Below are 11333 nucleotides of genomic sequence, written 5' to 3' on the forward strand. Positions count from 1 at the left end.
TCGAATCGAACCTTAGTCGAAGCTTCTCATCCTTCCCCGTACAGAGAGATATGAGACACTGTGCTTAACGGGGATAAGATACGCGACGGGAGTGATGGTGGTGGGGGAAGGATGACTCAGCGCTGCGCGCTTCGCCCTTCGGGTCGTTGCCGTTGGCAACGCTTTCTCGCTTTCGCTCGAATCGAACCTTAGTCGAAGCTTCTCATCCTTCCCCGTACAGAGAGATATGAGACACTGTGCTTAACGGGGATAATATACGCGACGAGAGTGATGGTGGTGGGGGAAGGATTCGAACCTTCGAAGTCGATGACGGCAGATTTACAGTCTGCTCCCTTTGGCCGCTCGGGAACCCCACCAGGGGTAATTCAAATTGTAGGTAAAGCTTGAAGATGGTGGTGGGGGAAGGATTATTCGTCGCTTCGCTCCTCACCCTACGGGCCGTTGCCGTTGGCAACGTTCTCTCGCTTTCGCTCGAGTCGAACCTTAATCGAAGGTTCTCACCCTTCCCCGACAAGTGCAAACTTCTGCATTGCTCATCGAGTTAACTACATCGCTGTAGTGAATAATGGTGGTGGGGGAAGGATTCGAACCTTCGAAGTCGATGACGGCAGATTTACAGTCTGCTCCCTTTGGCCGCTCGGGAACCCCACCACGGGGTAATGCTTAATACTGGCCCGCTTCCTTTCGGAAAGCGGGGCGCATCATATCAAATGACACGCCGCTGTAAAGCATTCCTTTGCCTGAAATGAACTGTTTGCGTACTTTTCATCCGTAACGGATTAAAGCTAATCAATTCATATTACTGACGATTAAAGAATAATCGTCCGATTGCCGTAAACAAAGACCCGCTGCGCCAGAACCTGATACAGCGCGCGGCTTAATACGTTTTTCTCAACGTCGCGCCCGGCACGCATCATATCTTCTGCTGTGTAGGTGTGATCGACGTGAATCACATCTTGCATAATGATCGGACCTTCATCCAGATTATCATTCACATAGTGCGCGGTAGCGCCGATGATTTTCACGCCGCGCTCATAGGCCTGATGATAAGGGCGCGCGCCGATAAATGCCGGCAGGAATGAGTGGTGGATATTGATAATTTTGTTCGGAAAGCGCGCCACAAAACCTGGCGTCAAAACACGCATATACTTGGCCAGCACCACATAGTCCGGTTGATGAGCATCAATGGCGTCCGCCATCTTCGTGTCATGCTCTTCACGCGTTAATCCCTCATGGCTGACCAGTTCGAAAGGAATCTCAAAACGTTCAACCAGCGAGCGTAACGTTTCATGGTTGCCAATGACCGCAGCGATTTCAACATCCAGCCCGCCATAGTTGGCTTTCATCAGCAGGTCGCCCAGACAATGCGCCTCTTTGGTAACCAGAATCACTACCCGACGGCGTCCGGCGGGATTGAGTTCACGAACAGAGCCTTCCGGTAAGGCGCTGTCCAGATCGGCCAGAAGAGTGGAATCATTGAAGATGCCTTCCAGCTCGGTCCGCATAAAAAAGCGTCCGGTGCGATGGTCCACAAATTCATTGTTTTGCACAATATTAAGCTCGTGCTTATAGCAAATGTTGGTAATCCGCGCGATAAGGCCTTTTTGATCGGGACAAATAGTACGCAGAACTTTACGTTGTAGTGATTGCATTGCCGGAAAAATCCTGTTGAGAGTGTTTGTTGTATCGATACTGTCAGGCATCACTGGCCGCAGCACTTTTTAAATTTTTTGCCTGAACCGCACGGGCAGGGATCATTTCGACCCAACTGCGGGCGGGTACCGTCAATATAATACCACTGACCGTTTTCTTTGATAAAACGAGAGCGTTCGATAATCGCCCCGGTTTTCCCTTGTTCGGAAAAGCGCGCGATAAAACTAACATACCCTGTATTTTCTGCTTCTGACCAGGTATGTTCAAAAATAGTCAGGCCGAGCCACCTGGTATTGGCAAATCCGGCGATGATATCATCACGAAACGCGGCCGCATTGCAGGTTGGATGCCAGCTCTTAATTAAGTAATCTGCGTCTTTCATCACAAAAGCGCAGTAACGAGAGCGCATGAGATGTGACGGATCGGGTGCTACTCGTTCTCCGGACACAATACGACCACAACATAGGCTATACTCGTCAGCGCTACCACAGGGACAAGGCTGAGACACAATAATCTCCCTGAATATAAAAAACGGCGTTGAACGCCAGGGTGGCATTATGTTAACTGAGCAGTGGCGATGTTGCTACGTCTTGAAGCCAGGGGAAGTCGTTAAGTACGATGAGAAAAATGAAAATAGGGCTGGCGCTGGGATCTGGCGCAGCAAGAGGATGGTCTCATATTGGGGTCATCAAAGCCCTCAAGCAAACAGGCATTGATATTGATATCGTTGCGGGATGCTCAATAGGTTCACTGGTCGGCGCCGCGTATGCCTGTAATAAATTATCGGCGCTTGAACAGTGGGTATGTTCATTCCGCTACTGGGATGTTTTACGCCTGATGGATGTATCCTGGGGCAGAGGAGGGTTGCTTCGCGGCGAACGCGTATTTAATCACTATCGGGATATTATGCCCGTCACGGATTTTGACCACTGTTCAAGACGTTTTGGCGCGGTCGCGACGAATCTTAGCACGGGACGAGAGCTATGGTTTACTGAAGGCGATCTACACCTTGCTGTACGCGCGTCGTGCAGTATGCCAGGGCTGATGTCTCCGGTTGAACATAACGGTTACTGGCTGGTAGATGGCGCGGTCGTTAATCCGGTACCTGTTTCGTTAACCAGGGCGCTGGGAGCTGATATCGTTATTGCGGTAGACCTGCAACATGATGCCCACCTCATGCAGCAAGATTTGCTCTCTGTAAATGTCGGGAATATCAATGAAGAGAGCGATGATGCGCTGCCCTGGCATAAGCGTTTAAAAGAACGTTTCAGTGGCCTGACTTCACGCCGTGGCGTGAGTTCGCCTGGGGCAATGGAAATCATGACAACCTCCATTCAGGTGTTGGAAAATCGTCTTAAACGTAACCGTATGGCTGGCGATCCGCCTGATATTCTCATTCAACCATTCTGTCCGCAAATCTCTACGCTGGATTTTCATCGCGCCCATGCCGCTATTGCGGCGGGTCAGTTAGCCGTAGAGAAAAAGATGGACGAACTTATACCCTTGGTGCGTACCGACGTTTAATGTACCTTTTACGATCACTTAAGCAAATTCTGACAGGCGCAAGCGGCAATACCATGCCACTATTGATTAAAGCCAGTCAGGGGAGAGAACATGACGCAGCCATTGGTCGGAAAACAGATTCTTATTGTTGAAGACGAGCCTGTATTTCGCTCGCTTCTGGATTCGTGGTTTTCCTCTTTGGGAGCGACAACGGCATTGGCAGGCGACGGGGTGGATGCCCTGGAGTTGATGGGGCGTTTTACCCCTGATCTCATGATATGTGATATCGCTATGCCGAGAATGAACGGTCTCAAACTGGTAGAAAACTTACGTAATCGCGGAGACCAGACGCCTATTCTGGTTATTTCCGCAACAGAAAATATGGCGGATATCGCCAAAGCGTTACGCCTTGGGGTTGAAGATGTCTTGCTGAAGCCGGTAAAAGATCTCAACCGCTTGCGGGAAACCGTATTCGCTTGCTTATACCCTAATATGTTTAACTCGCGGGTTGAAGAAGAAGAACGCCTGTTTCGTGACTGGGATGCAATGGTGAGTAATCCGACCGCCGCAGCGCAATTGTTGCAGGAATTGCAGCCCCCGGTACAGCAGGTGATTTCTCATTGCCGCATTAATTACCGGCAGCTCGTCTCCGCCGATCAGCCTGGACTGGTGCTGGATATTGCGCCGCTATCTGATAACGAACTGGCATTTTATTGCCTGGATGTCACCCGGGCGGGCGATAACGGCGTGTTAGCCGCATTGTTGCTGCGGGCGCTATTTAACGGCTTATTGCAGGATCAGCTCGGCCAACAAAAGCACCGTTTACCGGAGTTAGGCGCGCTATTAAAACAGGTAAATCATCTGCTCAGACAAGCCAATTTACCTGGGCAATTCCCGCTATTTGTCGGCTACTATCACAGTGAGCTCAAAAATTTGATTCTCGTCTCCGCCGGATTGAACGCCACTTTAAATACGGGCGCTCATCAGGTTCAAATTAGCAGCGGCGTGCCGCTAGGAACATTGGGTAACGCCTACCTTAACCAATTAAGCCAGCGTTGCGACTCATGGCAGTGTCAAATATGGGGCGCAGGAGGGCGTCTGCGATTGATGTTGTCTGCGGAATGACCAAACGGAAGAGTGAGCGGAAATTGCTTTACCGGCCTTTCCCGACGAGTGTTACTATCTGCGGCAGATTTATAAGTATTTGTCTTAATTATACCAATATAAGTCCTTTTTGGACCTGAGGCTTGTTCTGGTACTGATATACTGGAACACGATACAGATTAATGAACACGTTCAATACATGAACAGTCCAGGAGAATTTTAAATGGCTGCCCTTAATTCGAAAGTCAAAAAAGCCGTTATCCCGGTCGCGGGATTGGGAACCAGGATGCTGCCAGCGACCAAAGCTATCCCGAAAGAGATGCTGCCGCTGGTTGATAAGCCATTAATTCAGTACGTCGTGAACGAATGTATCGCTGCTGGCATTACTGAAATCGTGCTTGTTACGCACTCGTCTAAAAACTCTATTGAAAACCACTTTGATACCAGTTTTGAGCTGGAAGCGATGCTGGAAAAACGCGTTAAGCGTCAGCTTCTGGAGGAGGTTCAGTCTATTTGCCCTCCGCATGTCACTATTATGCAGGTACGTCAAGGGCTGGCAAAAGGCCTGGGCCATGCCGTATTGTGCGCGCATCCCGTTGTCGGAAACGAACCTGTCGCTGTTATTCTGCCAGACGTTATTCTTGACGAATATGAGTCCGACCTGTCTCAGGATAACCTGGCTGAAATGATCCGCCGTTTCGACGAAACCGGCAATAGCCAGATTATGGTTGAGCCAGTAGAAGATGTGACTGCATACGGCGTGGTCGATTGCAAAGGCGTTGAGCTGGCGCCGGGCGAAAGTGTGCCGATGGTTGGCGTGGTTGAAAAACCAAAAGCGGATGTCGCGCCGTCTAACCTTGCGATTGTCGGGCGTTATGTGTTGAGCGCGGATATCTGGGCGTTGCTGGCGAAAACCCCTCCGGGCGCCGGGGATGAAATTCAGTTGACCGATGCTATCGATATGCTGATCGAAAAAGAAACGGTTGAAGCCTACCACATGAAGGGTAAAAGCCATGACTGTGGTAATAAGTTAGGATATATGCAGGCATTCGTTGAATATGGCATCCGTCATAATTCGCTGGGTGCTGAATTTAAAGCCTGGCTTGAAGAAGAAATGGGTATTAAGAAGTAACGATACGTTATAAATTTTTTAACAGAAGCGCTGGTAAATCCGGCGCTTTTTTTATGCCTGGGGTCGTCAACGGAGAACTCAGGCAAAAAAAATCCCGCCAGCGGCGGGATTTTAAGCATCCAGGAAGTAAATTATTCCTTGATCAGGAAATCTTCCAGTTGCTTACCTTGTTCTTCCATTGCTTTTTTGATTACAGCCGGTGTACGACCCTGGCCAGTCCAGGTTTTAGTTTCACCGTTTTCGTCAACATAGCTATATTTAGCCGGACGAGCTGCGCGTTTAGCTTTGGTGCCGGATTTAGCGGCAGCCATGCTATTCAGCAGTTCATTCGGGTCAATGCCGTCGGCAATTAACATTTCACGATACTGTTGCAGTTTACGAGTGCGTTCTTCCACTTCAGCAGCAGCAGCGCTTTCTTCTTCACGACGCTCATTAACGACAACTTCTAATTTTTCCAGCATTTCTTCAAGCGTTTCCAGAGTACATTCTCTTGCCTGCGCACGAAGAGTACGGATGTTGTTCAGAATTTTAAGTGCTTCGCTCATTGTAGTAATCTCAAACTTATATTGGGGTGGTTTGTTGAGCTAATAATAGAGCGATAAATTCAGTTGTGCAATAGCCAGGAATGTAAGGAATTCAAAATTACGCTTTATTAAGCACACGTTTTAATTATCTCAACTTAAATTTTCCTTGAGGCGCCGCACAAAAAAGAGCTTATTGGCAGGGGGGATACTCATCGTCTGTCGCTAAAAATTTAGGAGTTAGGTCACATTTTATCATGATGAAATACGATCTCATTGCAGAGATATCAATCTCTTGTATTAGCTTTCCTTACAAGAAAACCCTATTACTTTGCACCGGGTATGAGTAACGGTAACAATAAGTACAAGGTTTTCATATTGGCGGGTGATGATAAGCATTGTTGATGAATTTTAACGGCATAATTTGTGAAGGAATGTGTATATACCCTTCATACTTCAAGTTGCTTATGTGTTGGCTACGCTCGTTCACCCCAGTCACATAGTTATCTATGCTCCTGGGGACTCACTCCCTTGCCGCCTTTAAGCAACTCGAATTATTTTGGGTATAGTGAGCGATGTTTGTACAATTCTTAATACTCACCGGAGCGTGAGCCGCGCCGTCGCGTCGGTAAATTATGGTACAATCCCGCCAATCTTTATTTCACTCAGGTGAGGTCCTGCGACCAATGGCACAGCTATATTTCTACTATTCGGCAATGAATGCGGGTAAGTCGACTGCACTGCTGCAATCTTCATACAATTATCAGGAACGCGGGATGCGTACCGTCGTATATACGGCGGAAATCGACGATCGTTTCGGCGCAGGCAAAGTCAGCTCTCGTATCGGTTTGTCGTCGCCGGCAAAATTGTTTAACCAAAATACATCCTTGTTTGAAGAGATTCGTGCCGAGAGCGCGCGGCAGACAATACATTGCGTGTTAGTCGACGAAAGCCAGTTTTTGACTCGCCAGCAGGTTTATCAATTATCCGAGGTTGTCGACAAATTAGATATTCCAGTACTTTGCTATGGGCTACGAACAGACTTTCGTGGGGAGCTCTTTGTCGGCAGCCAATACTTGCTGGCATGGTCAGATAAGCTGGTGGAATTAAAAACTATCTGTTTCTGCGGTCGTAAAGCCAGTATGGTTCTGCGCCTTGATCAGGACGGCAGGCCTTATAACGAAGGCGAACAGGTGGTTATTGGCGGGAATGAACGCTACGTTTCAGTTTGCCGTAAGCATTATAAGGACGCGCTGGAGGAGGGCTCACTGACGGCGATTCAGGAGCGTCATCGGCACATATGATACCCGAGGTAACGATCGGCTTATAAAACGCCCTGTAGCGCTTTGGACGTCATTATTCAGGCCTCCTGACGAAGGGCGTGCCGTGAGCGCGTAGGCCAGGTGATAAGCATAGCGCCTTCAGGCATCAGATAAACCGGTAAAACAAAAAAAAACGGCCTCAATTGAAGCCGTTATTGTCATGCTAAAGCAGATAACGAATTAAGCGGATTTTTTCGCTTTTTTCTCTGCTTTCGGTGCGGCAACGACGTCTTTCTTCGCTGCAACTTCACCTTCGGTGAAATCACGACCGTAGTAGGTATCCAGCAGAATCTGTTTCAGTTCGGAGATCAGCGGATAACGCGGGTTAGCGCCGGTGCACTGGTCATCGAAGGCATCTTCAGACAGTTTGTCAACGTGTGCCAGGAAGTCAGCTTCCTGCACGCCTGCTTCACGGATAGACTTAGGAATGCCCAGCTCAGCTTTAATGCTTTCCAGCCATGCCAGCAGTTTTTCAATCTTAGCGGCGGTACGGTCGCCCGGCGCGCTCAGGCCCAGGTGGTCAGCAATTTCAGCGTAACGACGGCGTGCCTGCGGACGATCGTACTGGCTGAAAGCGGTCTGCTTGGTCGGGTTGTCATTCGCGTTGTAGCGGATAACGTTACAAATCAGCAGGGCGTTCGCCAGACCGTGCGGAATGTGGAACTGAGAGCCCAGTTTGTGCGCCATGGAGTGACATACACCGAGGAAGGCGTTGGCAAACGCGATACCGGCGATAGTCGCTGCACTGTGAACACGTTCACGCGCAACCGGGTTTTTAGACCCTTCGTGGTAAGACGCCGGCAGGTTTTCTTTCAGCAGTTTCAGGGCCTGCAGAGCCTGACCGTCAGAGAACTCAGAAGCCAGTACGGAAACATAAGCTTCCAGGGCGTGAGTTACCGCATCCAGACCACCGAACGCACACAGGGACTTCGGCATATCCATCACCAGGTTGGCGTCGACAATCGCCATATCCGGGGTCAGGGCGTAGTCAGCCAGCGGATATTTCTGACCGGTTGCATCGTCGGTCACAACCGCAAACGGTGTGACTTCAGAACCGGTACCGGAAGTGGTGGTGACGGCGATCATTTTCGCTTTCACGCCCATTTTCGGGAACTTGTAGATACGTTTACGGATGTCCATAAAGCGCAGCGCCAGTTCTTCGAAGTGAGTTTCCGGGTGTTCGTACATGACCCACATGATTTTCGCGGCGTCCATCGGGGAACCGCCGCCCAGCGCGATGATTACGTCCGGTTTGAAGGAGTTCGCCAGCTCAGCGCCTTTGCGAACAACGGAAAGCGTCGGGTCGGCTTCAACTTCGAAGAAGACTTCGGTTTCAACGCCAGCCGCTTTCAGCACAGAGGTGATCTGGTCTGCATAGCCGTTGTTGAACAGGAAGCGGTCAGTCACGATGAGCGCACGTTTGTGGCCATCAGTAATCACTTCATCCAGCGCGATGGGCAGAGAGCCACGGCGGAAGTAGATAGATTTCGGAAGTTTGTGCCACAACATGTTTTCAGCTCGCTTAGCAACGGTTTTCTTGTTGATCAGGTGTTTCGGACCAACGTTTTCAGAGATGGAGTTACCACCCCAGGAACCACAACCCAACGTCAGGGAAGGTGCGAGTTTGAAGTTGTACAGGTCACCGATACCACCCTGAGAGGCCGGGGTGTTGATCAGGATACGCGCGGTTTTCATCATCTGGCCGAAGTAAGCAACGCGTTCTGGCTGGTTATCCTGGTCAGTGTACAGGCAGGAGGTGTGACCGATACCGCCCATAGCGACCAATTTTTCTGCTTTTTCTACCGCTTCTTCGAAATCTTTCGCACGATACATCGCCAGAGTCGGAGACAGTTTTTCGTGTGCGAACGGTTCGCTTTCGTCAACGACCGTAACTTCACCGATCAGAATCTTGGTGGTTTCTGGTACGGAGAAGCCTGCCAGTTCAGCAATTTTGTAGGCTGGCTGACCGACGATAGCGGCGTTCAGAGCGCCATTTTTCAGGATAACGTTTTGAACCGCTTTCAGCTCCTGGCCCTGCAGCATGTAGCCGCCGTGGCTGGCGAAACGTTCGCGAACGGCATCATAGACGGAATCAACAACGACAACAGACTGTTCAGAAGCACAGATTACGCCGTTATCGAAGGTTTTAGACATCAGAACAGACGCCACAGCGCGTTTGATATCCGCGGTTTCATCAATCACTACCGGGGTGTTGCCTGCGCCTACGCCGATAGCCGGTTTACCGGAGCTGTATGCAGCTTTAACCATGCCTGGACCGCCAGTGGCGAGGATCAGGTTAATATCCGGGTGGTGCATCAGCGCATTAGACAGTTCTACGGAAGGTTGATCGATCCAGCCAATCAGATCTTTCGGCGCGCCGGCAGCGATAGCCGCTTGCAGAACGATGTCTGCCGCTTTGTTGGTTGCTTCTTTAGCGCGCGGATGCGGAGAAAAGATGATGGCGTTACGGGTCTTCAGGCTAATCAGTGATTTGAAGATCGCGGTAGAGGTTGGGTTAGTGGTTGGAACGATACCGCAAATAATGCCGATAGGTTCAGCAATGGTGATGGTCCCGAAGGTGTCGTCTTCAGACAGCACGCCGCAGGTTTTTTCATCTTTATAAGCGTTGTAAATGTATTCAGAAGCGAAGTGGTTTTTAATCACTTTGTCTTCCACGATACCCATACCGGATTCGGCGACGGCCATTTTGGCCAGCGGAATGCGGGCATCAGCGGCTGCCAGAGCGGCGGCGCGGAAGATTTTGTCGACCTGTTCTTGAGTGAAACTGGCATATTCACGCTGGGCTTTTTTTACACGCTCTACGAGTGCGTTAAGTTCAGCGACATTAGTAACAGCCATAATGCTCTCCTGATAATGTTAAACTTTTTTAGTAAATCATCTGCGCGATACGTGAGTATAGACAGATCGACGATACTTTGTATAAATGCCTGAAATTCAGGTGGTTACTTAACGTCCGTTTCGCTCTGATTTACTAAAAGAGCTTCTGCGTTAGTATCATTTAACTCTAACGCGTTACGTCCAGGTGGCGTAAGCAAGATTACTCACTTCTGAGTAGCGATTGTGTGATCTAAATCAAGATTACGCAAAGCTGACACCTTTCAGCAGGCCATTTTAGCCTTTTATGTAAATTGTTAAGAAATCGTTGTCATGAAGAGTAAGTGGATTAGCATAACGAGTACATATAAATAACAGCGATGAATGGATGAAATTAGGTGTAGATAAGAGGTGAACTATGCGAATAAAAGGCGTATCTTCTGCGCGTTTTGATCATTAACGAACATTGACTTCATCCGGCTAACGCTTCGGAGCTAACCGTGATTCAACCGCTTTTTGATTTTCCTGTTTACTTTAAGTTCTTTATCGGGCTCTTTGCGCTGGTTAACCCGGTGGGGATTATTCCCGTTTTCATCAGCATGACCAGCTACCAGACGGCCACGGCGCGTAATAAAACTAACCTCACCGCGAATCTGTCGGTCGCGATTATCTTGTGGAGTTCCTTATTCCTCGGCGATGGCATCCTGCAGCTGTTTGGTATTTCTATTGATTCGTTCAGAATTGCGGGCGGTATCCTGGTTGTCACCATTGCAATGTCGATGATCAGCGGGAAGCTGGGGGAAGATAAACAAAACAAGCAAGAAAAGTCAGAGACGGCCATACGCGAGAGCATTGGCGTTGTGCCGTTAGCGCTGCCGTTAATGGCGGGGCCAGGGGCGATTAGCTCCACTATCGTCTGGGGAACGCGTTATCACAGCATCGCGCATTTGCTTGGTTTTTCAGTTGCCATTGCGCTTTTTGCGCTTTGCTGCTGGGGCGTGTTCCGTATGGCGCCGTGGCTGGTTCGTTTGCTGGGGCAAACCGGTATCAACGTTATTACCCGAATCATGGGGTTGTTGTTAATGGCGCTCGGCATCGAATTTATTGTCACAGGAATAAAAGGCATTTTCCCCGGCTTGCTCAACTAAACTCCCACCTGTTGATTTACAGGCGGCGCCCTAAGAGGGCCGCCTTGTGACATTTCCAGTGACATTCCCACGTAACACTTCTTAATTTGATAAGCATTCAGCGTTTTAATGATAA

9 protein-coding genes, 2 tRNA genes and 3 other RNA genes (1 of these 14 running past the window's edge) are annotated in these 11333 nt (G+C 49.4%); 5 read left to right on the forward strand and 9 right to left on the reverse strand.

Going from position 1 to position 11333, the window contains the following annotated elements:
- The 7 genes from NAZ64_RS00435 to NAZ64_RS00465 all read right to left on the reverse strand — a co-directional run.
- A non-coding RNA gene (locus NAZ64_RS00435) (RtT sRNA) lies at positions 1-51 on the reverse strand; it reaches 173 nt to the left of the window's first position.
- Positions 52-95: 44 nt separating this feature from the next.
- A non-coding RNA gene (locus NAZ64_RS00440) (RtT sRNA) lies at positions 96-227 on the reverse strand.
- Between the two features lie 44 nt (positions 228-271).
- A tRNA-Tyr gene (locus NAZ64_RS00445) sits at positions 272-356 on the reverse strand.
- Between the two features lie 34 nt (positions 357-390).
- A non-coding RNA gene (locus NAZ64_RS00450) (RtT sRNA) lies at positions 391-522 on the reverse strand.
- Between the two features lie 44 nt (positions 523-566).
- Positions 567-651: transfer RNA gene (locus tag NAZ64_RS00455), tRNA-Tyr, on the reverse strand.
- Positions 652-809: 158 nt separating this feature from the next.
- Entirely contained in the window at positions 810-1652 is an 843-nt protein-coding gene (gene purU / locus NAZ64_RS00460) for a formyltetrahydrofolate deformylase (protein ID WP_001191156.1), read from the reverse strand.
- Positions 1653-1702: 50 nt separating this feature from the next.
- Positions 1703-2161, reverse strand: coding sequence for a YchJ family protein (locus NAZ64_RS00465; protein ID WP_001540172.1), 459 nt, complete (start codon positions 2159-2161; stop codon positions 1703-1705).
- A gap of 110 nt (positions 2162-2271) precedes the next feature.
- On the opposite strand from NAZ64_RS00465, the gene rssA reads away from it, so the two are divergent.
- From rssA to galU, 3 genes are all read left to right on the forward strand, one after another.
- The gene (gene rssA, locus NAZ64_RS00470) at positions 2272-3177 is read left to right on the forward strand and encodes a patatin-like phospholipase RssA (protein WP_076726670.1); all 906 of its coding nucleotides are present in this window, start codon (positions 2272-2274) and stop codon (positions 3175-3177) included.
- Between the two features lie 90 nt (positions 3178-3267).
- Positions 3268-4281, forward strand: coding sequence for a two-component system response regulator RssB (gene rssB, locus NAZ64_RS00475; protein ID WP_000193432.1), 1014 nt, complete (start codon positions 3268-3270; stop codon positions 4279-4281).
- 202 nt (positions 4282-4483) lie between these two features.
- Positions 4484-5392, forward strand: coding sequence for a UTP--glucose-1-phosphate uridylyltransferase GalU (gene galU / locus NAZ64_RS00480; RefSeq protein WP_000729450.1), 909 nt, complete (start codon positions 4484-4486; stop codon positions 5390-5392).
- Positions 5393-5523: 131 nt separating this feature from the next.
- Here the strand turns inward: galU and hns are convergent, their stop codons facing one another.
- A complete protein-coding gene (hns, locus tag NAZ64_RS00485; RefSeq protein ID WP_001287383.1) occupies positions 5524-5937 on the reverse strand; it encodes a histone-like nucleoid-structuring protein H-NS in 414 nt (137 codons plus the stop codon).
- Between the two features lie 662 nt (positions 5938-6599).
- Here hns and tdk point away from each other — a divergent pair.
- The gene (gene tdk, locus NAZ64_RS00490) at positions 6600-7217 is read left to right on the forward strand and encodes a thymidine kinase (RefSeq protein WP_000068097.1); all 618 of its coding nucleotides are present in this window, start codon (positions 6600-6602) and stop codon (positions 7215-7217) included.
- Positions 7218-7415: 198 nt separating this feature from the next.
- Here tdk and adhE read toward each other — a convergent pair whose 3' ends face one another.
- Complete coding sequence (gene adhE / locus NAZ64_RS00495) at positions 7416-10094, reverse strand: bifunctional acetaldehyde-CoA/alcohol dehydrogenase (RefSeq protein WP_000301678.1); 2679 nt, start codon at positions 10092-10094, stop codon at positions 7416-7418.
- Between the two features lie 476 nt (positions 10095-10570).
- Between adhE and NAZ64_RS00500 the strand changes: the two genes are divergently transcribed.
- Positions 10571-11218 carry a YchE family NAAT transporter gene (locus NAZ64_RS00500; protein ID WP_000615840.1) on the forward strand — a complete coding sequence of 216 codons (648 nt, stop codon included), beginning with the start codon at positions 10571-10573 and terminating at the stop codon, positions 11216-11218.
- The last annotated feature ends 115 nt before the right edge of the window (positions 11219-11333 follow it).

Source organism: Salmonella sp. A1325, assembly GCF_056991255.1.

Bases quoted from the DNA above. Each gene is read 5' to 3' on its own strand.
- purU (WP_001191156.1), bottom strand. From the start codon at position 1,652: ATGCAATCACTACAACGTAAAGTTCTGCGTACTATTTGTCCCGATCAA.
- rssA (WP_076726670.1), top strand. From the start codon at position 2,272: ATGAGAAAAATGAAAATAGGGCTGGCGCTGGGATCTGGCGCAGCAAGA.
- rssB (WP_000193432.1), top strand. From the start codon at position 3,268: ATGACGCAGCCATTGGTCGGAAAACAGATTCTTATTGTTGAAGACGAG.
- galU (WP_000729450.1), top strand. From the start codon at position 4,484: ATGGCTGCCCTTAATTCGAAAGTCAAAAAAGCCGTTATCCCGGTCGCG.
- hns (WP_001287383.1), bottom strand. From the start codon at position 5,937: ATGAGCGAAGCACTTAAAATTCTGAACAACATCCGTACTCTTCGTGCG.
- tdk (WP_000068097.1), top strand. From the start codon at position 6,600: ATGGCACAGCTATATTTCTACTATTCGGCAATGAATGCGGGTAAGTCG.
- adhE (WP_000301678.1), bottom strand. From the start codon at position 10,094: ATGGCTGTTACTAATGTCGCTGAACTTAACGCACTCGTAGAGCGTGTA.